This is a genomic window from Sphingomonas sp. BK580 (assembly GCF_014194975.1).
In the GTDB taxonomy this organism is placed as follows: Bacteria; Pseudomonadota; Alphaproteobacteria; order Sphingomonadales; family Sphingomonadaceae; genus Sphingomonas.
This window is the reverse complement of record NZ_JACIAY010000004.1, coordinates 249,807-273,810: the sequence shown is the minus strand read 5'-3', so window position 1 is coordinate 273,810 and position 24,004 is coordinate 249,807. Positions and strand designations below refer to the sequence as shown.

Below are 24,004 nucleotides of genomic sequence, written 5' to 3'. Positions count from 1 at the left end.
TCCACCGCATATCGTCACCCCATCGTCGGGATCACGAACGCGTCCTGCACGCGCGAGGGTCCACCGTCCTCGCTCCCGGTCGGCAGCACGGAGCCGTCGGGCCAGCGCTGCGTCACGGTCTTGACCTTGGTCCAGAAGCGCACGCCCTCGGTGCCGTGCTGGTTGACGTCGCCGAACGCGCTGCGCTTCCAGCCGCCGAAGCTGTGATAGGCCACGGGCACCGGGATCGGCACGTTGATGCCCACCATTCCGACGTTGACTCGCGCGGCGAACTCGCGCGCGGCATGGCCGTTGCGCGTGAAGATCGCGACGCCGTTGCCGTACTGATGCTCGCTCGGCAGGCGCAGCGCCGTCTCGAAGTCGGGCGCGCGGACGATCTGGAGCACCGGCCCGAAGATCTCCTCGCGATAGGAGCGCATCTGCGGCGTCACGCGGTCGAGCAGGGTCGGGCCGACGAAGAAGCCCTGTTCATGCCCCTGCAGCGTGAAGCCGCGACCGTCGACGACCAGCTCGGCGCCCTCCTCCGCCGCGGTGCCGATCCACTCCTCGACCCGCTTCTTGTGCGCGGCGTTGACCACCGGCCCGTAATGCGCCTCGGCGTCGGTCGAGACGCCGACGCGCAGCGCGCGGATCGCCGGGACCAGTGCCTCACGCAGGCGTTCCGCGGTCTGCTCGCCGACCGGCACCACCACGGGCAGCGCCATGCAGCGCTCGCCCGCCGAGCCGAAGGCGGCACCGGCGAGATCGGCGACGACCTGGTCGAGGTCGGCGTCGGGCATGACGATGCCATGGTTCTTGGCGCCGCCCATCGCCTGGACTCGCTTCCCCGCCTCGACGCCGCGGCGGTAGACATAGTGCGCGATATCGGACGAGCCGACGAAGCTCACCGCCGCGATCGCGGGATGGTCGAGGATCGCGTCGACCATCTCCTTGTCGCCGTGGACGACCTGCAGGATACCCTCCGGCGCGCCGGCCTCGAGCATCAGCTCGGCGAGTCGCACCGGCACGCTCGGGTCGCGCTCCGACGGCTTCAGCAGGAAGGCGTTTCCACAGGCGATCGCGACCCCGAACATCCACATCGGGATCATCGCGGGGAAGTTGAAGGGGGTGATCCCCGCGCCGATGCCGAGCGGCTGCCGCATCGAGTAGACGTCGATGCCCGGGCCCGCGCCCTGCGTGTACTCGCCCTTCAGCACGTGCGGGATGCCGCAGGCGAACTCGATCACCTCGAGCCCGCGCTGGATGTCGCCCTTCGAGTCGGCGATCACCTTGCCGTGCTCGGACGAGAGCAGCCGCGCCAGCGAGTCCATCTCGCGCTCGACCAGCTCCTTGAACCGGAACATCACGCGCGCGCGGCGTTGCGGGTTGGTCGCTGCCCAGCCGGGCTGCGCCGCCTGCGCGGCCGCCACCGCGCGCTCCAGGTCGGCGGCGGTACCGAGCATGACGCGCGCCTGTATCTGGCCCGTGTTGGGGTCGTAGACGTCGCCGCCGCGCGCGCCATCCGACGGAGCGCCACCGCCGCCCGCGATCGCTGCCGCGCCGGCGATGTGATGGTCGATGGTGCGCATCGCCTCTCCTCTATCTCTCGGGATCGCTGTGCGGCGCGGCGCGATTGCAGGCAAGCGGCAATTCTGCAACCTCCACCTGCGATGACGCAGCCGATCGCCTGGGATGACCTGCAGGACTTCCTCGCGGTCGCGCGCGCCGGCCAGATCGCGCGCGCGGCCGCGCTGCTCGGCGTCGACGCCACGACGGTGGGGCGGCGGCTGCGCCGGCTCGAGGCGCGGCTGGGGCGGACGCTGTTCGAGCAGACCCGCGAGGGACAAGTGCTGACCGAGGCGGGCGAGGCGCTGCTCGCGCAGGTCGAGCAGATGGCGGCGGCGGCCGAGCGGATCGGCGAGGGAGCGGACCCGCCGGGCGCGCTCACCGGCACGCTGCGCGTCAGCGTGTCGGAGGGGTTCGGCACCTGGCTGGTCGCCGAGCATCTCCACTCGTTCGCCGCGGCGCACCCCGCGCTCACCGTCGACCTGGTCGCCAACTCGGGCTTTCTCAGCCCCTCGCGCCGCGAGGCCGACGTGGCGGTGCTGCTCGCGCGCCCGCGCCACGGCCCGGTGGTCGCGAGCAAGCTGGCCGACTACGCACTCCACCTCTATGCGGCGCGGGCGCTGATCGAGCGCGACGGCGCACCCACGCTGGCGACGCTGGGCAAGCGCCACCGCCTCGTCGGCTATATCCCCGACCTGTTATACGCGCCCGAGCTGCGGTACCTTCATGAGATCGACTCGGCCTTGGCGCCGACGCTGCGCAGCTCGAGCATCAACGCGCAGGCGCGGCTGATCGGGACGGGCGCCGGCGTCGGCGTGCTGCCACACTTCATCGGCGGCAACGATGAGTCGCTCTGTCGGGTGATCCCTGATGTGGCGATCACGCGGGGCTTCTGGCTGGTCACTCACCGTGACACGCGACAGTTGCGGCGGGTTCGCGCCTTCCGCGACTGGTTAACACAATTGGTCGATCAGCAGCGCGATCGACTGCTGCCACCTTGCAACACTGTCCCATGATAAACCTTTAACACAGGACATTTTTCTGGACTCACGCGGCAACCCACGTAGAGAGGGATCATCGCGCTTCCTTGACCGTTGTCGGTCCGGAAACAGGGACTCTCATCGATGACTAGCTGGCGTCGCCCGCTCACTGTGCTGTGGCAATTCACGATCGCGCGCGTCGCGGTCGGTGGGCTGGTCGGCGTGGCCGCGGTCGGCAGCTATGGTGCGATGGGCGGCACGATCGGCGGGCTCGGCATCGCCGACGCCTCGGCCAAGGTCGCGCGTCTCGTCGACCTGCCCGATCCGTCCGCCATCCTCGGCGCGCGCTCGCCGGGCGGTCGCGACGCGGGCGCGATGTTCACCACCAAGCCGGCCAAGCAGCGGCTGGCGTCGCGCCCGCGCGTGCCGCTGCCCGGCGCGCCGAGCGAGCGCGTGCTGAGCAACGTGCGCGAGCGGCCGAGCATCGGCTGGGCACCGCCCTATGTCGAGCTGCCCGAGACGCCGCTCGCTTTCGCGCCGGGGGTGCCGGTCGGTGACGTGCCGCTCACCCCGGCCGCGCTCGGCCCGCTCCCGCCGGGCGGTGGCTTCACCCCGTCGACGCCGTTCATCCCCGGTGGTGGCACGGGTGGCGGTGGCGGTGGCGGTGGCGACATCGTCACGCCGCCGCCCGCGGTGCCCGAGCCGGCGACCTGGGCGACGATGATCCTCGGCTTCCTGATGGTCGGCGGCGCGCTGCGTCGCGTCGCGCGTCGCCGCGCGGCGGAGGCCGACGCGGCGGCATGAGCCGGCTCGCCGGCGCGGCGGTCGCGCTGGCCGCGGCCGGCGTCGGCGCGCTCGGCATGGCGTGGTGGAGCCGATCGGCTGCCCCGCCCCCCCTGCCCGGTCCGCGCGCGACCGCGCCGGCGACGACGGTCGGCAGCTACGGCACGCGCGTGAGCTACCCGGTCGGGCGCGAGCCGGCCCTGGTGGCGCCCGACGGGACGCGGCTGCTGGTCCACAGCCTGCTCCGCGTCGATCGCCCGATGCGCTTCGGCGACTACGTGTGGAACGAGAGCGGCGTGCCCGCGGGGGGCGCCACCCGCATCCGGGTCGACCTGTCGCGTCAGCTCATGTCGGTGTTCCGCGACGGCCACGAGATCGGCACGGCCGTGATCCTCTACGGCACCGACCATAAACCCACCCCGACAGGGACCTTTCCGATCCTGGCGCGCGCGCGGCTCCACCAGTCGACGCTCTACGACGCCGAGATGCCGTACATGCTGCGGCTCACGAACGACGGCGTCGCGATCCACGCCAGCGCGGTGCGGCGCGGCTATGCCACGCACGGCTGCGTCGGCATCCCCGAGGATTTCGCGCGCCGCGTCTTCGCCGCCAGCGCGCGCGGCGACCTCGTCACGATCACCGCGTAAACATAGCTTACCCGCCGCTAACCGTGTTTGGCGACCGGTTGGCAAGTGGCGCCCCGGTACATCGCCCTCCTGGATCGAGCATCAGGAAGGGTTCCGGACATGCCGCGCGCCCACGCGCCCCGCCGGCTCATCGCCGCCGTCGCTGCCCTGCTGGCCGCCCCGCTGCTGAGCGGCGCGGCGAGCTTCTCACAGACCTTCGACGCCCGCGTTCTCGCGGCGCACAATCACGAGCGCGCCTCGGTCGGCCTCGCGCCGCTGCGCTGGAACCGCGAGCTCGTCCAGTCGGCGCAGCGCTGGGCCGACTATCTCGCCAGCACCGGCCGCTTCGAGCACGCGCCCGAGCGCCGCTATGACCCCGAGGGCGAGAACCTCTGGGCCGGCACGCGCGGCTATTTCACGCCCGAGGCGATGGTGAACGGCTGGATCCGCGAGAAGCGCTACTTCCGCCCCGGCGTGTTTCCATACAACAGCGTGACCGGCCGCGTCGACGACGTCGGCCACTACACCCAGCTGATGTGGCGCGACACCGACGAGGTCGGCTGCGCGGTGGCGCGCGGCGGCGCGGAGGACGTGCTGGTGTGTCGCTACAAGAACGCGGGCAATTACCTGGGCGAGCGGCCCTTCTGACGCGCTGAGCCAAGCCGCCGTCGCGCGGGCGACGCCGCTCACCCCAACCGGCTGGCGAGCACCCAGCGGCGGTCCGCCTCCAGCCCGAGGACGGAGAGCCGGTCAGAGGCATAGGCCCCGGTGTCGATGCCGATGCGGTTGCGCCGGACCTCGACCTTGTCGCTCACGGTATGGCCGTGAACCACCATCACCCCGTGGTCGACTCGACTGTCGAGGAAGTCGCGGCGGATCCAGCGCAGGTCGCGCTCGCTCTGCTCGTCGAGCGGCACGCGCGGGCGGATCCCGGCGTGGACGAAGAGATAGTCGCCGAGACGGACCTTGGCGACCATCCGCCGCAGGAAGGCCACGTGGAGCGACGGGATCGCCTCGTGGATCGCGCGGCGGAACGCCTCGGGGTCGCGCAGGTGGAGCGCCGGGTCGACACCGTAGCTCACCAGCGTCTCCACCCCGCCGACCGCGAGCCAGTCGTCGAGCCGCTCCCACGCGCCGTCGAGGATGTCGAGCAGCACCTGCTCATGGTTGCCGCGGATGAAGTGGCGCTGCCCGAACGCGGCGCGTCCGCTCGCGAGCATGCTCACCACCGCGGCCGAGGCGGGGCCGCGGTCGATCAGGTCGCCGAGGAAGACGACGTGAACCTCGGGGTAGCCGCCGCGCGAGTCGCTGTCCTCGCGGATCCAGTCGAGCATCGGCGCGAGCAGGTCGGCGCGGCCGTGGACGTCGCCGACGGCATAGGCGCGCACGCCCTCGGGCAGGCAGTAGCGCCGCTCGCGGTCACGGCCCAGCCATCGCCCGATCATCGCCGCATTGCTGCCTCACAAATGCCCGCCGTACTGCGGCGGCGCGGTCAGCCGCCGTCGAACAACAGCGTGTCGATCCGGTCAAGCACGGGATCGTCGTGCTCGAATTTGCGCGCGAAATGCGCGCTCGAGGCCATGATCGCGGGCAGGTCGGCGAGGCCGAGCTGCTGCGGGTGCGCCCCGCCACCGTTCCACTGCGCGTAGCGCCGGTTGTCGCGATCGAGCGTCAGCCCCGGCTCATTGCACAGCACGGTCTGGTAATAGCATTCCTCCGGGAGCGCGCGGCGGTGCAGGTGGCGCTGCAGCCGCAGGTGGCGCTCGCTCGGAGTCAGCAGCAGCCGCGCCGCACGCCGGTCGGCAGTGATCCAATGGTCGCCGTAGAAGCACGGGAAATCGCGCGAGAAGGGCGTCAACGGCGAGGCGAACGGCAGGTGCCAGGTGTATCGCCCGGGCCGCACGCGCCGCCCGCTGTCGTTGAAGCGCAGTATCGGGAACCACAGCTCCGCGCCCCGATAGTGGCTCTTCTTGAGCCGGCGGTTGCCGTCCGACTCGAACTGGCCGAGTTCGGGATTGCGCGGCCCGAACCGCTCGAGCGCGCTCGCCGCGGTGTCGCCGAGCTGGCGATAATCGATCAGCGCGTCGACCTGCGCCGCGGCCAGCTCGGCGCGGACCGCGTCGGCGGACTTGATCGGGTAATCGGCGCCACTGAGCAGCACGAACCAGTCCGGGTCAGCGTCGCGGTACAGCAGCTCCAGCGCGGCGAGGCAGGCGCGCACCACCGACCATTTCGCCCAGCCGGTGCGGATGCTCCGGACGACGAAGCGGACGTTGCGCGGGAAGAGCGACGCATCGATCGGGCATTGCGCCATATCGTGGTGGCACGCGATCGGCGGGTCGCCGTAGAGTCGATTGAGTGTGCGCACCAGCCGCAGCAACTGACGCGGCTCACGATGCGACAGGATCACGAAACCGATCTGCGGACTCATCCTCGACCTTCCCACCTCGGCGAACCCCCGCCCTGCGCCGATGCCGGCGGCGGGGCAACGCGAAAACGGCGGCCGCCCGGTAGGACGACCGCCGCTTGCTTCATAGCCTCATCCGGTCGGCGGGCCGATCAGATCGCCTGCGAGAAGCGAACCGCCGGGCGGCGGCGCATCGAATAACCGACCACGCCGAAGCCCAGGATCATCAGCGCCCAGGTGGCCGGCTCCGGCACCGCGGCGAAGCTGACGTTGGCGGTGTAGCTGCCGCCGCCCGACGAGTTGCCGCTGATCAGCAGCCGCTGCGGGTTGGCGATCGACGGGATGCCGGCGGTCGGCAGCGTCAGCGTGTACACATAGTCGCTGAGCTTGGTCAGCGTCAGCGCGGTGCCGTTGAGGCTGCCCGACATCAGCTGCAGCCCGCCCGTGATCGACAGCGAGATGACGCTGGCGCTGACCGAACCGGCGGTCGGCACGGCGAACTCGTAGGTGTCGTTGAAGGCGCCGACCATCGGCGTCACCGAGCCGGTCGTGCCCGAGTAGGTGCCATCCGTGCCCTGGGAGAGCGTGATGGTGGTAGCCGCCATGGCGGGGCTCGCGGCGACGAAGGCGCCGGCGACGAGTGCGGATGCAACGAACTTCTTCATGCGGATAACTCCCTTTCCTTAAAGACCTGAGACACCACGACCCGGACGGTTGAATGACGCGGTTGGCTCACCATCCGATCACTCGGCTGATAGTGGTCCACGGAAACTTCACCACCGCCGATTTGAAGCACCTCGGACAATTTCGGGACATGTCCTCAGTGTTACAAAGGGCAGGCTGCGTAAGATCCGCCTCACTTCGTCCTGCATATCTAAGAGCGCAGAGTGCGACACAGCGCAACGCACCGCTTTTCCAATAACGGGACGGATAGGTCACTTAGGTGATGGGATGAGTCTTGCCGACCGGCCGTCGATCGCTGCGTCCGCCCGGTCGGGAGCGCGCCGATAACTTAATACTTATAGTTAACGCGGGCCTCGCGGGTTTTGCGACACCGTCATCGCCCCCGCCGCGGCGATGAGGATCCCGCCCAGTTCCAGTATCCAATTGAGTCGAACGCAGAGGATCGTCTGGCTCAGCGCCCAGTCGACGTGGTGGAACGACGAAGCGCGCACGAGGATGAAGCCGTAAAGGAAGACGAGCCCCGCCAACGCGATGTTCCGCGCGCGCGGCTGGTGCCGCATGACATACGGCAGTGCAGCGAGAAGCGCCGCGCCGATCCCCGCGATCACGAAGATGAACAGCGCCTGGAACTCGCGCCGCCGCTCGTACCAGCCGTGCGCCTTCGCCCGATCCCGCAGGACTTGAGTGAAGAGCGACTGCAGGTCCAATTGCTTATTGATCCCCAGCAGGACGAGCAGCACGGCGAGCCACAGCCAGAAGAAGCGCGGGCGCGGGCCGGCGCCGTCGCGCCGCTGCGCCGCGGCGCACAGGAGCGCGGCGACGGGATAGGCCAGGACGGTGATCCAGCCGATCGCGGTGGGATCGCCGATCTGCGGGTGCCAGCGATCGTCCACGCGCTCAGTCCGGGACGACCGCGCCGCGTCCCGCGCGCCACGCCCGCGCCAGGCGGAAGATGCGCGGCCCCTCGATCAGATAGCGACGCCACAGCCGGCGCGGCTGCGACGCGAGGCGATGCGCCCACTCCAGCCCGAGCCGCTGCACCAGCCGCGGGGCGCGGCGCTGCCGCCCGACGATGAAGTCGAGCGAGGCGCCGACGCACAGCGCCACGCCGTGCGCCCCCGGCAGCGCGGCGATCCGCGCGGCGACGATCTCCTGCTGCGGCGAGCCGACCGCGAGCAGGAGGAAGCGAGCGCTCGAGTCGCGACCGAACGCCGCCGCCGCCTCCAGCGCCGCGGCATCGCGCAGCAGCCCCATCGGCGGGACGTGCTGGACGAGGTCGAGCGCCGGGTAGCGCTGTCGCAACGCCGCGAGCAGCGCCGCGTCCCCACCGATGATCGCGACACGGTCGCCCGGTCGCAACACCTCGTCGAACAGCCGGACGGTGAGGTCGCTCCCCGGCGCGACCGGCAGCGTCACGCCGCACCAGCGTGCCAGCCGCGCGAGCACGCGGCTGTCGCACAAGGTGAGCGCGGCGCCCTCGTAGGCGCGCCACAGCGCGGCGCCGGTCGGGTCCTCGCGGCCCGCGGCGTCGAGCCGCACGATATGGTCGACGTTGGGGGTCACCACATAGGCGAAGGGCGAGTCCGCGCTCGCGTCGCGCAGCCAGGCGAGCGCGGCCTCGGTATCGAGCGGATCGAACCGTAGCCCGAGAAAGGTGCGCGCCGCGCCGGGCTCAGTACGCATTCTTGTCGAACAGGATGTTGGCCGCGGTCTGGACGATGATCTTCAGGTCGAGCGTGAGCGACCAGTGATCGATGTAATAGCGGTCCAGCTCGACCCGGCGCTTGGCCCGCTCGATCGTCTGGATCTCACCGCGCAGACCGCGCACCTGCGCCAGCCCGGTGATGCCGGGCTTGACGCGGTGGCGCGCGGCATAGCCTTTCACCGCGTCGAAATAATAATGATCGCCCACTTTCATGTGGGTGGCATGCGGGCGCGGGCCGACGATCGACATCTCGCCGCGCAGCACGTTCCAGATCTGCGGCAGCTCGTCGATGCTGAGCTTGCGGATCAGCCGCCCGACGGGCGTGATCCGCGGATCGCCCTTGCGAGTCCGCTGCGCTCCCGAGACGTCCTGCCGGTCGACGTACATCGAGCGGAACTTGTAGACCATGATCTCGCGGTTGTTGAAGCCGAAGCGCGGCTGCTTGAACAGCACCGGCCCGCGGCTGGTCGCCTTGATCGCGAGCGCGGTGACGAGCAGCAACGGCGACAGGAACAGCAGCGCCACGGCGGCGATGAACAGGTCCTCGGCGTCCTTCAGCAAGGTGTCGCCGTCGCGCATCGGGCGCTGCCACAAGGTCAGCACCGGGATCGCGCCGACGAAGTTCACTCGATAGTCTGGCGCCAGCGCGATCGCCTCGCGCGGGATCAGCGAGATGTCGATTGCCACCTCGCTCAATTTGTCGAGGATGAGATCGAGCCGGTCGCGCTTCAGGTCGGCGAGCGCGATCAGCACCTGGTCCACCTCGCCGTCGCGCGCCATCGCGAGCAGCTCGGAGAACCCGCCGATGAACGGCAGGTCGCCGACCGTCTCGTCGCGCGAGCGCTGCGCATAATCGTCGGCCACGCCGACCAGCAGCAGCTGCGGCAGCGCCTGAAGATCGAGCATACGGCAGGTCCGCTCGACGATCTCGGTGTCGGCACCGTACAGCACGACTCGCTGCCGGATCCGCCCGCCGACCGCGAGGCGGTGCAGCAGCGCGCGCAACACGAAGCGGCTGACCAGCAGCGAGCCGACGCAGGAGCCGACATACCACAAGGTGAGCCCGCGCGAGAATTCATCGACCAGGCCGAACTGCCACACGATCGCGCTGCTCAGCAGCGCGGCGAAGACATAGTCGAGCGCCACCGCGGTATCGCTCGAGCGCAGCAGCGCGAGCGACTGGCTGTACACGCCGCGCGACTGGCGGATCAGGAAGAAGGCGACGCCGGCGATGAAGGCGGCGGCGGTGTGGACGCCCGGCACCACCATCAACCCGACCGAGAACTCGTACAGCAGCAGCGCCGCCGGCATGCTGACCAGCAGGCAGAGCAGATCGACGACGAAGATCAGCGACGGGATCACGTTGGACGTGAACCGCCTCACCTTGGTGGGTCGCACTACCGTCGCCACTCGCTCACGCCTCGCCGTTCCCTTCCCGCGCGAGAATATCTCACCACTGCGCCCGTGCTAACCGCTGCTGCTCTACAAATTGTTGACCCAGCTCGTCGAGTTCGTCGCTGCGCCCCGCCGCCACGAGATATCCCCGCAGCTCACGATAGAGCAGAGGGTCGCCGGGTATGTCCTGCAGGCCGCCGCGCAGCGCATTCTCCGCCAGCTGCAATTGCCCTGCCTGGCGATAGGCGCGTGCGAGTCGCACCCGGTCGTCGGGAGCGCGGGTCTTCTCCGCCACCAGCTTCTGCGCGTCGAACACCGCCTGGCGCCCGCGGCCGGTGCGCAGGTAGAGATCGGCGCGCGCGCGCAGTGCCACCACGTTGCTCCGGTCGAAGGCAAGCACCTGGTTGAGCAGCGACTCGGCCTCGCTGTCGCGACCCCGAGTGGCGCGGATCTGCGCCAGCAGCGCCAGCACCGAGGCGTTCTCGGCGGTCACCGGCGGTCGCGCCATCGGCGCCACCAGCGACTCGGCGTCGTCGGCCGCGCCGGACAGCATCAGGAAATAGGCGTAGCGCAGCCGATCGCGCGGCGCGGCCGCGGCGGCCAGCGCGCGGACGGTCGACACGCTCCAGCCGCGCGGCTCGTAGCGCCGCCACAGCGCGAGCACGTCGACCAGCGAGTCGCCGTAGGCGCCACCGCGGACCAGCCGCTCGGTCAGCGCGCGCGCCCGATCGTGCTGGCCGAGCGCGTAGAGCGTGTCGGCGTAGGCGACCCGCACGGCCGCGTCGTGCGGGCGCAGCGCCGCCAGCCTCTCGCGCGCCGCGGCGAGCGCCGGGAGCCGGTCGAAGCGCCGCGCCACCGTCACCATCGTGTCGAGCGCGGCGCCGTCGCGCGGATGGCTCGCGGTATAGCCCGCCAGCAGCTTGAGGGAGGCGTCCGGGTCGCCGCTCGAGGCGAGCGCGCGTGCCTTCAGGATCGTCGCGTTCGAGTCGTCGGGACGGCTGGCGAGCACCGTGTCGGCGCGTTTGAGCGCGGTGTCGAAGTCGCGGTCGTGCAACGCGACGAAGCCGAGCGTCGCCTGCGGCGCCGGGTCGCTCGGCAGCAGCAGCAGCACCTGATTGGCGTAGCGCCGCGCGTCCTCCACCCGCCCGCTCAACGCAGCGAGGTCGGCGAGCGTCTGGATCACGTTGGCGTCGGAGCGGTCAAGCTCGTTGGCGCGGACATAAGCGGCGAAGGCGCCGGAATAATCGCCCAGCGTCAGCTGCACGCGGCCGAGCGCTGCCCAATATTGCGGGTTCGAATCGTCGATCGCGACCGCGCGCTGCATCGCGAGCCGCGCCGTCCAGGGATCGTTGCCCGCCAGCGCCGCCTCATACATGCCGGCGAAACGGGCGGCGCGCTCCTCCGGCGCGCGGCAGGCCGCCAGGGTGGCCAGCGCCAACAACAGCGCGATTCCACCCGACGGCTTCGTTCGACGCACCAGAATGCTGCACATACTCAACAATCTCGTGCGTACATGGAAAGGAAAATGCGGTAAGGCGGCTGACGCTGCGCCCGGTACTCGATATGGGACAAACGATCAAATAAACTCGTGGCGCGCGCCGATCGCTTTGTGGATCAGGCCTTAGTAGTTGGGGGGTCAAGGAATGGTGAATAAGCTACTGTCCGGGGCGGTGTTGGCCTTGGCGCTGATCGGGGCTGCTCCCGCGTCGGCGCAGGCGGGGGCCGGCGGCTCGGCCACGGCGCTCGCGGCCTATCGTATCAACCCCGGCGACGAGCTCGACATCTTCGTCTGGGGTGAGGAGCGCCTCCAGCGCACCGTCCGTGTCTTGCCCGACGGCACCTTCTCCTTCCCGCTCGTCGGCAAGGTCGACGCGCTCAACGCGCTGCCCAGCGAGATCGAGGCGCGCATCACCAAGGGGCTGGAGAGCCAGTATCGCACCGCCGTGCCCCAGGTGACGGTGTCGGTGAAGACGCCTGCCGGGCTGCAATTCTCAGTCCTGGGCAAGGTCCGCACGCCGGGCTCGTTCAACCCGGGCCGCTACGTCAACGTGCTCGAGGCGCTGAGCTTCGCCGGCGGCCCGACCGAGTTCGCCTCGCTCGGCAACGTCGTGATCCTGCGCAAGACGCCCACCGGCGCGCAGGCGGTGCGCGTCCGCATCAGCGACTTGATGCGCGGCTCGACCGACAATCTCTCGAGCGAGTCGCTCCCGCTGGTGCGCGGCGGCGACACGGTGATCGTCCCGTGAGTGGCCTGACCCGTCGCCTCCGCGCCGGCGTGGCGCTGCCGCTCGGCGCCGCGCTGGCGGTGCTGCCGCCCGCGCTGGCGGACGCGCAGACCACGCGCCTCATCGTCGACGGCCAGGCCGGTATCGGTTACTCGACCAACCCATTCGTGATCGACGACAATGATACGGGCAGCGCCTTCTCCGAGCTGTCGATCACGCCGCAGCTCGTCCGCCTCGACGAGAAGGGCGAGGCGGCGCTGAGTGCCTATTACCGCCGCACCGATTATTTCACGCGCTACGATTCGGCCGACAGCTACGGCGTCGAGGCGCGCGCGCGGCGACAGCTGACCCAGACCTTCAACGCGCACGCGGTGGTGAGCTACGACAGCTCGATCATCGGCCAGAGCAGCTACGGGCTGGTCGGCGTCCTCGATCCGTCGCTGCCGCCCGACCTCGGCACGCCCGACATCGCGCTGCTCGGTCTGCGTCAGCGCCAGAAGAGCCTGGTCGCCGCGGTCGGCGCGGACCTGCGGATCAGCCAGCGCGACACCGTCAACGGCGAGCTGCGTGCCAGCCGGATCAGCTACGCCGACAGTGGCATCCTGACCTCGTCGACCACCAAGTCGGCGACGCTGGGCTGGTCGCACGCGGTGTCGGCACGCACCAGCGTCGGCCTGCAGGGGTCGGGCTCGTGGACGAGCTTTGAGCGCCAGCGCACCTCGGGCGCCTTCTACCAGCCGCAGGTGACGCTGACTCACCAGTTCAGCCCCTCGGTCACGGTGACGGCCGCGCTCGGCGCGCTGTTCATCACCTCGCGCACGCCGCTCGGGACGACTCACTCGACCGGGATGTCGGGCAATCTGTACGCGTGCAAGGCGGGGCAGCGCAGCAACACCTGCTTCCGCGCCTATTCGGACGCGCAGCCGACCGGCTTCGGCGACATCTCCAAGCGCCAAGGCGCGGGGTTGGACTATTCGTACCAGGTCCGCGAGAACGACGTGGTGCGCGCCTCGGTCGATTACTCGCGCGTGCAGGAGACGTCGAATCTTCTGCAGGCTCGCAACGCCTCCTTCATCACTGGTGGTGCAAGCTACGAACATGGCTTCTCGCGGCGCCTCTTCGGCGGCGTGGCGGGCGGCTATCGGCGGGCGACCGGCGGCGGGCGAGACTGGCCGTCGGATCTCAACGTCAAGGTATTCGTGCGAGCGAGATGGGGCGATACGCAGTGAGTGACGTCGACACGAACGAGGAAGAAGGCGGCGGCGCCGGCTTTTTCGGTTACATCCCCACGATCCTGTGGCAGCGCCGCTGGCTGATCATCGTCCCGTTCGTGGTGCTCTCCACGATCGGGGTGGCGCTCGCGCTGCTGCTGCCGCCGATGTACCGCTCGTCTGCCACGCTGCTGGTCGAGTCGCAGGAGCTGCCCTCGACGCTGGTCAGCTCGCCCCTGACCACGATCATCGACCAGCGTATCGCCAAGATCCGCGAGCAGGTGCTCAGCCGCGGCGACCTGATCGCGCTGATCGAGCAGAACAACCTGTACGAGAAGGAGCGCCGCTCCAAGCCGCTGTCCGAGATCGTCGAGACGATGCAGAAGGCCACCGCGGTCCAGGCGGTGAGCGGCGACATCGGCCAGGGGCAGCAGGCGCAGAACGGCGGCACCAGCACGATCGCCTTCACGATGAGCTTCGACTACGCCGATCCCGCCAAGGCGCAGGCGGTGATGCAGAGCATCGTCAGCCGCTTCCTCGAGATCGACGCGACCAGCATGGCGGCGCAGGCGACGAACACGGTCGACTTCCTGCAGGACCAGTCGCGCAAGCTGCAGGACCAGATCGGCCAGATCGAGGGCCAGATCACCCAGCTCAAGGCGCGCAACGGCAGCGCCCTGGCCTCGGGGGGCGTGGTCATGCCCTCGAACAGCGGCGGCTACAGCGCGCAGATCGCGCAACTGCAGAGCGAGAATCGCGCGCTGCTGGCGCAGTCGCGCAAGTCGGGCGGCAAGGACCCGCTGGTGCAGCAGGCCGAGCAGGCGCTGATCGCGGCGCGCGCGGTCTACAACGAGGGCCACCCCGACGTGATCCGCGCCAAGGCGCGGCTGGCGCAGGCGCAGGAGATCGCCAAGTCGCAGGACGACACGTCCGACACCTCGCTGGTGCAGAGCCAGATCCAGTCCAATAACGCGCAGATCGCGCAGCTCGAGTCATATCGCGCCAGCGACAATGCGCGCGCCTCGGCCAGCCTCGCCAATTCCTCGCGCGCGCCCGTGGTGCTCGAGCAGGTCAGCCAGCTGGAGGCACGGGCCAACGGCCTGCGCGACCAGCTCAAGGACATCACCGGCAACGTGCTGCGCGCGCAGAACTCGGCGCGGATGGCGCAGGAGCAGAAGGGCGAGCGGCTCACCGTGGTCGATCCGCCCGCGGCGCCCGATCGCCCGGTCTCGCCCAACCGCCTGCTGCTGATCGGCGGCGGCGTCGCCGGCGGGCTCGGCCTCGGCCTGGTGCTCGCGCTGGCGCTGGAGTTCCTGATGCGGCCGATCCGCGGGGTCGACCAGCTCAAGGCGCTCGGGCTCGAGACGCTGACGGTCGTGCCGACCTTCACCCCCGACCTGGCGCCGGGTCAGAAGCGGCGCCGCTGGCTGCCCGCGCTGCCGTTCCGCCGCAAACCCCGTCTGGCCGCCGACGCCGGCGGAGCGCTGTGACGATGACCGACATGCTCAAGGCCATTCCCATGACCAAGCCCGAGATCGCGCCGTTCACGGGCGAGACCTTCCCCGTGCTCGAGCAGAGTGCCGAGTTCGCCTGGAGCAGCGCGGAGTCGAAGCAGCGCGGCATCTACGGCTTCGACAGCCGCGACGTGCGCTCGCGCCCGTTCAACATGCTGCGCTCGCGGCTGCTCAAGCTGCACCGCCACAAGGGCTGGCGACTGTTCGGCATCGTCTCGGCGACGCCGGCGGTCGGCAAGTCGTTCTGCGCCACCAACCTCGCCGCGGCGCTGTCGCGCACGCCGGGGCTCGACACCTATCTGGTCGACCTCGACCTGCGCCGCGGCTCGATCGCGCACAACTTCGGCATCCCGGTCGAGCGCGGCATGCGCGACTACCTCGAGGGCGAGGTCGACTCGCTCGGTGCGTTCGCCTGTCACCCGCAGGGCGAGCGGCTGGTGGTCCTGCCGACCGACCGCGCCCCGGCGCACTCGGCCGAACTGCTCGCCTCGTCGCGGATGGAGCGCGCGATCGCGTCGATGCGCGCCGTCACGGCGCCGTCGATCTTCCTGTGCGACCTGCCGCCCGTCTTCGCCAACGACGACGCGACGATCGTGACGACCAAGCTCGACGCCTTCATCATGGTGGTGGAGGAGGGGCGCACGACCAAGAAGCAGGTCAAGGACGCGCTCCACGTGCTCGACCAGGCGCCCTGCGCCGGCGTGGTGCTCAACCGCTTCGACGGCGGCCTGCTCGCCGACAGCTACGGCTATGGCTACGGCGCCGGCTACGCGGACTACTACAAGTAAGCGGGAGGGCTGGCGTCGGGCGAGAGCGCGATCCGCCTGCTTGGACGTTGGCCCGGGGGCAGCGGGGGTCCGCCTTCCCTTCCCCTGAGAGTAAGGGTCGGCGTGGGGCCGCTTTCGCGAGCGCCACGCCGGCGGAGAAGGCCGCCCTCTTTGGCCCTGGATGCGTTCTTCGCAAGATCAACGTCATCCCGGCCTCGGGCGGGGATCCATGGTGACGCGACGGAATACTTCAGCGTCACCCAATCCGGTGGATCCCGGCTCGGGGCCGGGATGACGTTCGCTGATGGCGTGCCGTCGATCCGCGACGATCGCCCTCCGGGGAAGAGCTGCCGATCCCCGACGACGGATCGCGCCCGGTAGGACGACATCGCCCGGCGACGTCTCCCCGGCACGCGAGCGGCGGCGCCACGCGGCGCCGCCGCCCTCACCTCACTTAGCGGCAGCGGCCGGCGCACCGGAACCGGTCGGCGGCGGCGCATAGCCCGGCTGGTACTCAATCTCCGCGGTCGAGCGGAGCTGCCTCACCTGATCGTTGAGGCTCTTGTCTTCGTTCTGCTTGCGCAGCGCGGCGAGCGCGGCCTTGCGCATGTCGTCCGCCGACATCGCCACCGGCTCGCGCCCGACGATCACGTTGGCGAACAGCTTGCCGCCCGCGGGCAGCACGAACGGCTCGGTCGACGGCAGCGCGAAGATGCGCTTGAGCACCTCGGGCGGCACGCTGGCGGTGTCGAGCCTGCCGCTGGTGCGCGTGAACGGGATGTTGAGCTTGGTCAAAGCCGCGGCCACCGCGTCGAGCGAGTGCGCGTCCTTGAGCGGCTCCAGCGCCTTGGGATCGCTCGGCGGGTCGATCGCGATCTGCTGCAGCGCGAGCACCTGGCGCTGCGCGAAGGCCTGCGGGTTCGCCGCGATGAACTGGTCGACGGCCTTCTGATCGGGCAGCTTCTGGCTGCCGTTCTGGCGCTCCGCGTTCATGGCGATCAGCAGCTCGTCGGTGAGGCGGCGCTGGCGGCTGAGGAACTCGGGCGTCTTGTCGACGCCGTTCTTGCGCGCGTCCTGCGCCAACAGGCGGCGGCTGATGATATTCTGCAGCAGCTGCGCGCGCACCGCCTTCTGGTCGGCGCCTTGCGGCACATTGGCCTGCTGCAGTTCGGCGTTGAGCTCGCCGATCGAGATCTCGTCCCCGTTCACCACCGCGACCGTCTGCCCGGTCGGCTTGCGGTCACACCCCGCCGCGAGCAGCGCGAGCGAGCTCGCCGCGATCAGAGTCCCACGCCTGAACATCTCAATCCCCTTTTCACTGTTGATGGCCTACCTAGCACAAGCTGCGGATTTGCTGTACCGCTACCTCGTCAAGGATTGGACCGCCGGATGCAAACTGCTTACGATTGGGTGACTTTGGCCATTTTTGCCGGCCTTGTCGTGCTGTTTCTGCAACGATCTGTTTCCAGCGACCGGCAGGACTCGATGCTTGCCTATCTCGCCGGCGCGGTGATCTGCGCGCTCGCCAATTATTTCGGCAACTCAGGTCAGCATCTACTCGCGATCGCGCTGATCGTCGCCAATCTGGTCTTCATCCTCCTTGTGCTGAAGCCGATCGACCTGCCCAGCCGCCGCTCCTGACCCGGCTCAGCCGGCGGCGCCATCGAGCACCCGGCGCACGTCGGCCGGTACCGCGGCGAACAACGCGCGGGTGAACGCCGCGAGCGTCGCCATGCCCGCGTCGCGATCGTGTGTCAGCGTCGAGATCCGCACCAGCATCGCGTCGGGCACGTCGCCGCGCAGGTTGGCGCGCGCGACCGACCAGCGCTGCTGCGCCCAGCTCAGCGGCATGTCGCGCCCGACGCGCGTCCAGTACATCAGCTGCTCGACGCGGTTGTCGGCACTGGCGGTCATCACCGTGGCGTCGAGCTGCCCCCCCCGGGGCAGCGGCACCGAGCGGACCGCCTTGTCGGTCAGCTTGAACCCGCCCGCGGGGTAGCAATATTCGGGGCGGTGCACCTGGAGCACGCCGGTCTGGCCGCTGCTCTGCGCCATCAGCAGCATGATCGGCAGCTGGTCCGACGCCAGATACACGCGCGTGAGCAGCTGCGAGTAGAGCAGGTCGGAGAGCTGGTCGGGCGGCGGCGTCACCAGCCCGCTCTTCGAGTAGAAGGACCAGGGTCCGACCTGCGCCGGGATCAGCGGGTCGAGCTTCCGCTTGCCGAGCAGGTCGATGTGATGGCCCGGCACGCGCGCCGCCGCGACTCCCGCGGTGAGCAGGAAGGCGCCGCCCAGCAGGGCGCGGCGCCGGTCGAGCAGGCGCGTCTCGGGCAGCGTGGGGCCGTTCGCCTCAGTCATGGCCGTTTCCCAATGCGCGACGCAGCGGACTAGCCAGCGCGTCGATCGCGAAGATGGTGAGCACCGAGACCAGGAACATGACCAGGCCGGCGAAATCGTGCGCGAAGCCCTGCGCCGCCGCGTCACCGAAATAGTAGGTGATCAGGATCAGCAGGATGACCCGGATGAAGTTGGCGAAGATCGCGATCGGCACGATCGTCAGCATCAGCAGCCCGGCGTAGCGCCAGTTCGCGTGATGGCGCACGTAGATGTAGAACAGACAGATCGCGGTGAGGCTGATGATGGAGTTGAGCCCGGCGCAGGCCGCCGCCACCAGCAGGTCATATTGCGCGATCTGGATCGACACGCCCGAGCTGCCGATCGGATAACCCAGCGCGTAGAGTAGGTTCACCGCCTGCTCCGAGATCGCGATCTTGAGCGGCTGGGTGATCACCGCGACCAGCTGATCGGGCGGAGGAAAGACGAATCCGAGATAGACGATCGGGAACCACAGCTCGCGCAGCACCGTCCCGCCCAGCAAGGCGTAAGCGGCGACCAGCAGCGCGCCGTAGAGCGCGAAGCCCTCGATCTCGATGATGCCGGTGATATGTGCCGCGAGGTAGAGCAGCAGGCAGAGCGGCAGCAGCAGCGCCACCACCAGTGCCGATCCGGGGCGGCGCAGCGGCCACACGCCCGGCACCTCACGCCACAGCAGCCACAGCCCGGTGGCGAGCACCAGCGGGCCGTGGCCTCCCTGCTCGGTCGACCAGCTGAAGCGCGCGACCGTCACCATCGTCGGCGCCGCCAGCGCGATGCAGCCGATCAGCAGCAGCCAGGCCGAGGCCGGCAGCGAGGGAAGACGCGGCGCCGGCCGGCCACGCGGTCGATCGAGCTCGGCCGCGGTCGACATGGTCGCACTGTGCTGACTATTCACCTGTATCGAACTCGACGAGCGGGCACATACCGACGCGGCACCGGCGCCCCCTTCCGGCGGAACTTTGCATAAACATCAATCTACCCGCTCGCAACTGACCGGGCCGGTCATGCGCCACAGGGAATTGACGAAAGTGGCACGCTGTTAGGCAAACAAGCTGTTTACCGGACATTCACCCCGAGAAGCTAGTGGTCACCGCGCGCGCCGCTGCGCTAGAGCCGCGGCGGCGCCTCAGGCGGCGGTGTTCAAGGGGTAGGCGAGTGGCAGCAGTGGCAGTGATCGCGACCGTCGTCGCCGGGCTCGTCGCGGCGCCACTGCTGGCGCTCACCGCGGCCTTCGTGATCGAAGTCGTCGCCGGGCTGCGCTCGCCTCCCTCGCCCGCGCCGATCGGGCCGGTGCCGCGCGCGGTGATCGTGATGCCCGCGCACGACGAGGGGCCGATCATCGGTGCGACGGTGGCGCGCCTGCTCGCCGAGTTGCCGCCACAGTTCGAGCTGCTCGTGGTGGCCGACAATTGCCGCGACGACACCGCCGCGGTCGCCGCCGCGGCGGGCGCGAGCGTGACCCGCCGCGACGATCCGACGCGCCGCGGCAAAGGCTATGCGCTGGCACACGCGCGCGATCAGATCGCTGTGCGCTCCCCGGCCGAGCAGCCCGCGGTCGTGATGGTGCTCGACGCGGACGGCGCCACCGATCGCGCCTCGCTGCTCGCGATGGCGGGGCGCGCGACCGAGCGGCCAGTGCAGGCGACCAACCTGCTCGCCCCCGACCTGACCGCGGCACCCATGGTGCAGGTCTCGAACTTCGCGTTCGTCATCAAGAATCTGGTACGGCAGGGCGGGCTCGCCCGGCTCGCCGGGCGCGCCAATCTCACCGGCACGGGCATGGCGTTCCCCTGGCCGATCTTCCGCGACGCGCCGCTCGCCACCTCCGACATCGTCGAGGACCTCGCGCTCGGGCTCGATCTCGCGCGCCGGGGCAAGCTGCCGCGCTACGTGCCCGAGGCGACGGTGTGGAGCGCCGCGAGCAGCGCGGAAGGCACGTTGCAGCAGCGCCAGCGCTGGGAGGGCGGCTTCCTCGCCACCTCGCTGGCCCGGGCGCTGCCAGCGATGGGGACCGCGCTGCGCCGCGGCGACGCGCGCGCGCTCTGGGCCGGTCTGAGCCTCGCCGTCCCGCCGCTGACGCTGCTGCTGATGCTCGACCTCGCCGCTCTGGTCGTCACCGGCCTGCTCGTGCTCGCCGGCGCCTCGCCTTGGCCCGCGCTGCTGCTCGGCGCCGCGCTGACCGCCGCGGCGCTGGCATTGTGGGTAGCGTGGCGGCGCGTCGGTCGGCCGTTCCTCTCGGCGGCGGCGGCGGCGCGGCTGCCGCTCTACGTCCTGTGGAAGGTCCCGCTCTACCTCAAGCTGCTCGGCGGCCGCCCGACGTCCTGGCTGCGCGCGCGCTGAGCCAGCGCCGCTCGACGCGCTTGCCCAGCTCGATCATCGGCCGCTCGAAGCGGAAGGTGGAGAGATGCGCCGCGGCGAAGGTCACCGCGAACAGCAAGGGGCGCTTGGCATAGTGCACCACCGTGTCGCCGCTGCCGAGCCAGGTCGCCGCGATCATCGCGTGGAAGACATAGACGGCGTAGGACACCTCGGCGACGTAGCGAGCGGGCGCCGAGCCCAGCAAGGTACGCAGCCACGCCGGCGCGGCGTAGATCGAGCTGCCCACGCTCGCCGCGGCGAGATAGGGACGCAGGTACATCAGCGCGCCGGCGCTCTCGTGGCCAGAGGCGAGCAGCAGCGGCAGCAGCACCAAGGGCAGCATCCGCGGCAGCGACGCGGTCCAGCGCGGCGCGCGCGCGTGCAGCAGCGCCAGCGTCGCGCCGGCGAGGATCTCGTCGACTCGCTGCCAGGTGAAGATGCTGATCGGCGCGTGCTGCACCACGCGGGTCAGCGTCACCGCGACGCACAGCGCGGGGAGCAGCCACAAAGCCCGCCGACCGCCGACCGTCACCAGCAGCGCGACTCCGACGTAGAATTGCACCTCGACGCACAGGCTCCACAGATGCTCGCCGCCCGGCAGCAGCCGAGTCGGCGGCAAGTTGGCGACGAACAGCAGGTTGGCACCGAGCGCCTCCGCCCTCACGCGGCTCGCCAGCGCCAGCACGACCATCGCGCCCCAGCCGAGCGGCACGATGCGGAACAGCCGGCGGATCAGGAAAGGGACGACCTCGGGCCGGTGCAGCAGGAACTGCGTGATCAGGAAGCCCGACAGCGTGAAGAACAGCGCCATCCCGCTCGCCGCGACCGCGCCGTTGAGCCCCCAGCGGTGCGGCCCAAGCGGCAGCAGGTGCCCCGCGAGCACCAGCAGGATGCTCAGCGCGCGCCAGCCGTCGAGGATCGGGATGCGCTGCATCAATGGTCCCTTAGTCATTGGACGCCATGCTTGGCCAGCGTCGGCGACGTGACGACGGCTTTGTCTGAAAGCTTCCTTGTCGCCGCGGGGGATCATTGGCACAAGCACGCGCCCGGCGGTCGGTCGGGCGCCGGCCGGCGTTATCAGGGAGTTTTACCGTCTATGTCGCGCAACTATCAGTCGCGGAAGCGCGTGCTCGTCACCGGCGGCGCCGGCTTCCTCGGCTCGCACCTGATCGATCGCCTGCTCGATCGCGGCGACGAAGTGGTGTGCGTCGACAATCTCTTCACCGGCGCCAAGCGCAACATCGACCATCTGCACGGCAACCCGCGCTTCGAGTTCCTGCGCCACGACGTGTGCTTCCCGCTCTACGTCGAGGTGGACGAGATCTACAATCTCGCCTGCCCCGCCTCGCCGATCCACTATCAGTACGATCCGGTGCAGACCACCAAGACCTCGGTGATCGGCGCGATCAACATGCTGGGCCTCGCCAAGCGGCTCAAGTGCAAGGTGTTCCAGGCCTCGACCAGCGAGGTCTACGGCGATCCGCACGTCCACCCGCAGAAGGAGGACTATTGGGGCAACGTGAATCCGATCGGCATCCGCTCCTGCTACGACGAGGGCAAGCGCTGCGCCGAGACGCTGTTCTTCGACTATCACCGCCAGATGAACCTCGACGTGAAGGTCGTACGAATCTTCAACACCTACGGTCCGCGCATGCACCCGGCGGACGGTCGCGTGGTCTCCAATTTCATCATGCAGGCGCTCAAGGGCGAGCCGATCACGCTCTACGGCGACGGCTCGCAGACGCGCAGCTTCTGCTTCGTCGACGATCTGATCGAGGGCTTCCTGCGGCTGATGGACAGCGAGCCGGGCTTCGCCGGCCCGGTCAACATCGGCAATCCCAACGAGTTCACGATCCGCGAGCTGGCCGAGCTGGTGATCGAGCTGACCGGCTCCTCCTCGACGCTCGACTATCGCCCGCTGCCGCAGGACGATCCGATGCAGCGCAAGCCCGATATCGCGCTGGCGCAGTCGAAGCTCGGCTGGGAACCGACGGTGCAGCTGCGCGAGGGGCTGCAACGCACGATCGACTATTTCCGCGAGTTCGCTGCCTGAGGTGAGACGGGCGCGCGGAGGGGCACGCCGCGCGGCCACGTAGAGGTGGCGACGGCGAGCGGCCAGACTGCCGCTCCCCCGCGCCACTCGGGCGTTCGCGCCCTAAGTCCCCTCGCGCTCATCCATGCGACCGCGACGATCCAGGCACGCTGAGGCCACCGCTCCTGCTGCGAGGTCCGTGCCTGGGTTCCCGCCTCCGCGGGAATGACGGAGGGGCAAGGTCAGGGTACCTGGGCGGCCGCGCGCTCGCGGCTCGCGAGCGCCGCTCGCCTCACCCCGCCGGCGCGGCACTGTTGTCGGGTTCCTCGGCCGGTGTCGGCAGGTCCATCTCGCGCTGCTCGCGCGCGCGCTCGCGCTCGTCGCTGGTCACGGTGCCGTCGCGATTGGCGTCCTGCTGGTCGAAGCGCGCCAGCATCCACGCGCTCCACTCGTCGTTGGAGATGCGGCCGTCCTTGTCGCGGTCGATCTCGGCGAACCGGTCGGCCAGGCGCTGGGGCAGCTCGTTGGGCGTCAGATGGTCATCGTGGTTGACGTCGAGCCGGCGGAAACGGCGCTCCACCACGCCGCCATAGTCGAGCCGCGACATCACGAACGGGGGCACGTAATTGGCCAGCACCGCGGGATCGGCCGCCTCCTCCGCATTCTCCTTCGAGCAGGCGGCGAGCAGCACGGCCCCCGCCACCATCATCTGCCACCGCATGCGCCGCGTAACTCCCGTGTGTGTCACCCGCGGCGCGTCACGCCTCGAGCTCGACGTCCCAGTAGAGCCAGTCGTGCCAGCTTTCATGCAGATAATTCGGCGGGAAGCGGCGGCCGTGCTCCTGCAGCTGCCAGCTGGTCGGGCGGATCGGCTCGATCGCCAGCGGCATATGCGCCTGGCGCGGGGTGCGTCCGCCCTTCTTGAGGTTGCACGGCGCGCAGGCGGTGACGACGTTCTCCCAGGTCGTGCGGCCGCCCTGGGCGCGCGGCACGACGTGATCGAACGTCAGCTCGCGCGCGTTGCTGCCGCAATATTGGCAGGCGAAGGTGTCGCGCAGGAACAGGTTGAAGCGCGTGAAGGCGGGAAACTGCGACGGCTTCACGAACTGCTTGAGCGCGATCACCGAGGGCAGCCGCATCACGTGATTGGGGCTGCGCACCTCGCGCTCGTAATGCGCGACGATGTCGACCCGGTCGAGGAACACCGCTTTCACCGCGGTCTGCCACGGCCAGATGCTCAGAGGATAATAGGACAGCGGCGTGTAATCGGCGTTCAGCACCAACGTCGGGCAGCTGTCCGGATGCCGGATCAGGTCGGGATGGAACACGCTTGAACGTCTCCCTTACCTCTTCTTCGCGCCGGCGCTGTCGCGCAGTGGCGTGACGACATGATGAC

Annotated in this window: 25 protein-coding genes; 11 read left to right on the top strand and 14 right to left on the bottom strand. The window is 69.8% G+C overall.

The genetic code is table 11. The annotated features are described in order from the left end of the window. Nucleotides 1–14: 14 nt before the first annotated feature. The gene (locus tag FHY05_RS10035; RefSeq protein ID WP_183944240.1) at nucleotides 15–1,568 is read right to left on the bottom strand and encodes a CoA-acylating methylmalonate-semialdehyde dehydrogenase; all 1,554 of its coding nucleotides are present in this window, start codon (nucleotides 1,566–1,568) and stop codon (nucleotides 15–17) included. An 81-nt stretch (nucleotides 1,569–1,649) separates the two neighbouring features. On the opposite strand from FHY05_RS10035, the gene FHY05_RS10030 reads away from it, so the two are divergent. The 4 genes from FHY05_RS10030 (at nucleotide 1,650) to FHY05_RS10015 (ending at nucleotide 4,582) form a co-directional block, all read left to right on the top strand. Beyond that, nucleotides 1,650–2,561 carry a LysR family transcriptional regulator gene (locus FHY05_RS10030; protein WP_183944239.1) on the top strand — a complete coding sequence of 304 codons (912 nt, stop codon included), beginning with the start codon at nucleotides 1,650–1,652 and terminating at the stop codon, nucleotides 2,559–2,561. A gap of 108 nt (nucleotides 2,562–2,669) precedes the next feature. Beyond that, nucleotides 2,670–3,329 carry a PEPxxWA-CTERM sorting domain-containing protein gene (locus FHY05_RS10025; RefSeq protein ID WP_260181450.1) on the top strand — a complete coding sequence of 220 codons (660 nt, stop codon included), beginning with the start codon at nucleotides 2,670–2,672 and terminating at the stop codon, nucleotides 3,327–3,329. After that, nucleotides 3,326–3,955 (top strand): L,D-transpeptidase family protein, encoded by a 630-nt coding sequence (locus tag FHY05_RS10020; RefSeq protein WP_260181449.1) that lies wholly within the window; start codon nucleotides 3,326–3,328, stop codon nucleotides 3,953–3,955. The genes FHY05_RS10025 and FHY05_RS10020 overlap by 4 nt, the downstream gene beginning before the upstream one ends. A 99-nt stretch (nucleotides 3,956–4,054) precedes the next feature. After that, nucleotides 4,055–4,582, top strand: coding sequence for a CAP domain-containing protein (locus FHY05_RS10015; RefSeq protein ID WP_183944238.1), 528 nt, complete (start codon nucleotides 4,055–4,057; stop codon nucleotides 4,580–4,582). Between the two features lie 38 nt (nucleotides 4,583–4,620). Here FHY05_RS10015 and FHY05_RS10010 read toward each other — a convergent pair whose 3' ends face one another. The 7 genes from FHY05_RS10010 to FHY05_RS09980 all read right to left on the bottom strand — a co-directional run bounded on the left by FHY05_RS10010 (nucleotide 4,621) and on the right by FHY05_RS09980 (nucleotide 11,563). Further along, nucleotides 4,621–5,379 carry a metallophosphoesterase gene (locus FHY05_RS10010; protein WP_183944237.1) on the bottom strand — a complete coding sequence of 253 codons (759 nt, stop codon included), beginning with the start codon at nucleotides 5,377–5,379 and terminating at the stop codon, nucleotides 4,621–4,623. A gap of 47 nt (nucleotides 5,380–5,426) precedes the next feature. Then, nucleotides 5,427–6,365, bottom strand: a complete 939-nt coding sequence (locus FHY05_RS10005) for a beta-1,6-N-acetylglucosaminyltransferase (protein WP_183944236.1) — start codon at nucleotides 6,363–6,365, stop codon at nucleotides 5,427–5,429. A 128-nt stretch (nucleotides 6,366–6,493) separates the two neighbouring features. Then, complete coding sequence (locus FHY05_RS10000) at nucleotides 6,494–7,006, bottom strand: FxDxF family PEP-CTERM protein (RefSeq protein WP_183944235.1); 513 nt, start codon at nucleotides 7,004–7,006, stop codon at nucleotides 6,494–6,496. 360 nt (nucleotides 7,007–7,366) lie between these two features. Further along, a complete protein-coding gene (locus tag FHY05_RS09995; RefSeq protein WP_183944234.1) occupies nucleotides 7,367–7,918 on the bottom strand; it encodes an isopropylmalate isomerase in 552 nt (183 codons plus the stop codon). A 4-nt stretch (nucleotides 7,919–7,922) separates the two neighbouring features. Continuing rightward, the gene (locus FHY05_RS09990; protein ID WP_183944233.1) at nucleotides 7,923–8,708 is read right to left on the bottom strand and encodes a WecB/TagA/CpsF family glycosyltransferase; all 786 of its coding nucleotides are present in this window, start codon (nucleotides 8,706–8,708) and stop codon (nucleotides 7,923–7,925) included. Further along, nucleotides 8,698–10,140, bottom strand: a complete 1,443-nt coding sequence (locus tag FHY05_RS09985) for an undecaprenyl-phosphate glucose phosphotransferase (RefSeq protein ID WP_311732438.1) — start codon at nucleotides 10,138–10,140, stop codon at nucleotides 8,698–8,700. The genes FHY05_RS09990 and FHY05_RS09985 overlap by 11 nt, the downstream gene beginning before the upstream one ends. 40 nt (nucleotides 10,141–10,180) lie before the next feature. Beyond that, nucleotides 10,181–11,563: a tetratricopeptide repeat protein gene (locus tag FHY05_RS09980; RefSeq protein WP_183944232.1), complete on the bottom strand. Its 1,383-nt coding sequence runs from the start codon at nucleotides 11,561–11,563 to the stop codon at nucleotides 10,181–10,183. A gap of 205 nt (nucleotides 11,564–11,768) precedes the next feature. On the opposite strand from FHY05_RS09980, the gene FHY05_RS09975 reads away from it, so the two are divergent. Genes FHY05_RS09975 through FHY05_RS09960 form a run of 4 tightly spaced genes read left to right on the top strand, consistent with a single transcriptional unit; the run spans nucleotide 11,769 to nucleotide 15,863 of the window. Next, on the top strand, nucleotides 11,769–12,371 hold the full coding sequence (locus tag FHY05_RS09975) for a polysaccharide biosynthesis/export family protein (RefSeq protein ID WP_183944231.1): 603 nt from the start codon (nucleotides 11,769–11,771) through the stop codon (nucleotides 12,369–12,371). After that, on the top strand, nucleotides 12,368–13,579 hold the full coding sequence (locus tag FHY05_RS09970; protein ID WP_183944230.1) for a hypothetical protein: 1,212 nt from the start codon (nucleotides 12,368–12,370) through the stop codon (nucleotides 13,577–13,579). The genes FHY05_RS09975 and FHY05_RS09970 overlap by 4 nt, the downstream gene beginning before the upstream one ends. After that, nucleotides 13,576–15,051, top strand: coding sequence for a GumC family protein (locus FHY05_RS09965; RefSeq protein ID WP_183944229.1), 1,476 nt, complete (start codon nucleotides 13,576–13,578; stop codon nucleotides 15,049–15,051). The genes FHY05_RS09970 and FHY05_RS09965 overlap by 4 nt, the downstream gene beginning before the upstream one ends. A 2-nt stretch (nucleotides 15,052–15,053) precedes the next feature. Beyond that, nucleotides 15,054–15,863, top strand: a complete 810-nt coding sequence (locus FHY05_RS09960) for a CpsD/CapB family tyrosine-protein kinase (protein WP_183944228.1) — start codon at nucleotides 15,054–15,056, stop codon at nucleotides 15,861–15,863. Nucleotides 15,864–16,292: 429 nt separating this feature from the next. Here the strand turns inward: FHY05_RS09960 and FHY05_RS09955 are convergent, their stop codons facing one another. Further along, the gene (locus FHY05_RS09955) at nucleotides 16,293–17,144 is read right to left on the bottom strand and encodes a SurA N-terminal domain-containing protein (protein WP_183944227.1); all 852 of its coding nucleotides are present in this window, start codon (nucleotides 17,142–17,144) and stop codon (nucleotides 16,293–16,295) included. 87 nt (nucleotides 17,145–17,231) lie between these two features. On the opposite strand from FHY05_RS09955, the gene FHY05_RS09950 reads away from it, so the two are divergent. Further along, a complete protein-coding gene (locus FHY05_RS09950; protein ID WP_183944226.1) occupies nucleotides 17,232–17,483 on the top strand; it encodes an XrtV sorting system accessory protein in 252 nt (83 codons plus the stop codon). A gap of 6 nt (nucleotides 17,484–17,489) precedes the next feature. Here FHY05_RS09950 and epsI read toward each other — a convergent pair whose 3' ends face one another. Both epsI and xrtV read right to left on the bottom strand, forming a co-directional pair. Further along, the gene (gene epsI / locus FHY05_RS09945) at nucleotides 17,490–18,200 is read right to left on the bottom strand and encodes an exosortase-associated protein EpsI, V-type (protein WP_183944225.1); all 711 of its coding nucleotides are present in this window, start codon (nucleotides 18,198–18,200) and stop codon (nucleotides 17,490–17,492) included. Further along, nucleotides 18,193–19,089 carry an exosortase V gene (gene xrtV, locus FHY05_RS09940; protein WP_183944224.1) on the bottom strand — a complete coding sequence of 299 codons (897 nt, stop codon included), beginning with the start codon at nucleotides 19,087–19,089 and terminating at the stop codon, nucleotides 18,193–18,195. The genes epsI and xrtV overlap by 8 nt, the downstream gene beginning before the upstream one ends. 284 nt (nucleotides 19,090–19,373) lie before the next feature. Here xrtV and FHY05_RS09935 point away from each other — a divergent pair, with 284 nt between their 5' ends. Next, nucleotides 19,374–20,558, top strand: coding sequence for a glycosyltransferase (locus FHY05_RS09935; RefSeq protein WP_311732437.1), 1,185 nt, complete (start codon nucleotides 19,374–19,376; stop codon nucleotides 20,556–20,558). Here FHY05_RS09935 and FHY05_RS09930 read toward each other — a convergent pair. Continuing rightward, a complete protein-coding gene (locus FHY05_RS09930; RefSeq protein ID WP_183944223.1) occupies nucleotides 20,512–21,510 on the bottom strand; it encodes an acyltransferase in 999 nt (332 codons plus the stop codon). The two genes, FHY05_RS09935 and FHY05_RS09930, sit on opposite strands and share 47 nt — an antisense overlap. A gap of 162 nt (nucleotides 21,511–21,672) precedes the next feature. On the opposite strand from FHY05_RS09930, the gene FHY05_RS09925 reads away from it, so the two are divergent. Then, nucleotides 21,673–22,629 carry a UDP-glucuronic acid decarboxylase family protein gene (locus FHY05_RS09925; RefSeq protein WP_183944222.1) on the top strand — a complete coding sequence of 319 codons (957 nt, stop codon included), beginning with the start codon at nucleotides 21,673–21,675 and terminating at the stop codon, nucleotides 22,627–22,629. A gap of 271 nt (nucleotides 22,630–22,900) precedes the next feature. Here the strand turns inward: FHY05_RS09925 and FHY05_RS09920 are convergent, their stop codons facing one another. Both FHY05_RS09920 and FHY05_RS09915 read right to left on the bottom strand, forming a co-directional pair. Beyond that, nucleotides 22,901–23,329, bottom strand: a complete 429-nt coding sequence (locus tag FHY05_RS09920) for a hypothetical protein (protein ID WP_183944221.1) — start codon at nucleotides 23,327–23,329, stop codon at nucleotides 22,901–22,903. A 37-nt stretch (nucleotides 23,330–23,366) separates the two neighbouring features. Continuing rightward, nucleotides 23,367–23,936: an HNH endonuclease gene (locus FHY05_RS09915; protein WP_183944220.1), complete on the bottom strand. Its 570-nt coding sequence runs from the start codon at nucleotides 23,934–23,936 to the stop codon at nucleotides 23,367–23,369. Nucleotides 23,937–24,004 lie beyond the last annotated feature (68 nt).

What these genes read in the sequence shown, in the direction of transcription:
- FHY05_RS10025 (WP_260181450.1), top strand. Translation starts at nt 2,670, where the DNA reads ATGACTAGCTGGCGTCGCCCGCTCACTGTGCTGTGGCAATTCACGATC.
- epsI (WP_183944225.1), bottom strand. Translation starts at nt 18,200, where the DNA reads ATGACTGAGGCGAACGGCCCCACGCTGCCCGAGACGCGCCTGCTCGAC.
- FHY05_RS09920 (WP_183944221.1), bottom strand. Translation starts at nt 23,329, where the DNA reads ATGCGGTGGCAGATGATGGTGGCGGGGGCCGTGCTGCTCGCCGCCTGC.
- FHY05_RS09990 (WP_183944233.1), bottom strand. Translation starts at nt 8,708, where the DNA reads ATGCGTACTGAGCCCGGCGCGGCGCGCACCTTTCTCGGGCTACGGTTC.
- FHY05_RS10010 (WP_183944237.1), bottom strand. Translation starts at nt 5,379, where the DNA reads ATGATCGGGCGATGGCTGGGCCGTGACCGCGAGCGGCGCTACTGCCTG.
- FHY05_RS10015 (WP_183944238.1), top strand. Translation starts at nt 4,055, where the DNA reads ATGCCGCGCGCCCACGCGCCCCGCCGGCTCATCGCCGCCGTCGCTGCC.
- xrtV (WP_183944224.1), bottom strand. Translation starts at nt 19,089, where the DNA reads ATGTCGACCGCGGCCGAGCTCGATCGACCGCGTGGCCGGCCGGCGCCG.
- FHY05_RS09975 (WP_183944231.1), top strand. Translation starts at nt 11,769, where the DNA reads ATGGTGAATAAGCTACTGTCCGGGGCGGTGTTGGCCTTGGCGCTGATC.
- FHY05_RS09930 (WP_183944223.1), bottom strand. Translation starts at nt 21,510, where the DNA reads ATGCAGCGCATCCCGATCCTCGACGGCTGGCGCGCGCTGAGCATCCTG.
- FHY05_RS09955 (WP_183944227.1), bottom strand. Translation starts at nt 17,144, where the DNA reads ATGTTCAGGCGTGGGACTCTGATCGCGGCGAGCTCGCTCGCGCTGCTC.
- FHY05_RS10005 (WP_183944236.1), bottom strand. Translation starts at nt 6,365, where the DNA reads ATGAGTCCGCAGATCGGTTTCGTGATCCTGTCGCATCGTGAGCCGCGT.
- FHY05_RS09950 (WP_183944226.1), top strand. Translation starts at nt 17,232, where the DNA reads ATGCAAACTGCTTACGATTGGGTGACTTTGGCCATTTTTGCCGGCCTT.
- FHY05_RS09925 (WP_183944222.1), top strand. Translation starts at nt 21,673, where the DNA reads ATGTCGCGCAACTATCAGTCGCGGAAGCGCGTGCTCGTCACCGGCGGC.
- FHY05_RS10035 (WP_183944240.1), bottom strand. Translation starts at nt 1,568, where the DNA reads ATGCGCACCATCGACCATCACATCGCCGGCGCGGCAGCGATCGCGGGC.
- FHY05_RS10000 (WP_183944235.1), bottom strand. Translation starts at nt 7,006, where the DNA reads ATGAAGAAGTTCGTTGCATCCGCACTCGTCGCCGGCGCCTTCGTCGCC.
- FHY05_RS10020 (WP_260181449.1), top strand. Translation starts at nt 3,326, where the DNA reads ATGAGCCGGCTCGCCGGCGCGGCGGTCGCGCTGGCCGCGGCCGGCGTC.
- FHY05_RS10030 (WP_183944239.1), top strand. Translation starts at nt 1,650, where the DNA reads ATGACGCAGCCGATCGCCTGGGATGACCTGCAGGACTTCCTCGCGGTC.
- FHY05_RS09960 (WP_183944228.1), top strand. Translation starts at nt 15,054, where the DNA reads ATGACCGACATGCTCAAGGCCATTCCCATGACCAAGCCCGAGATCGCG.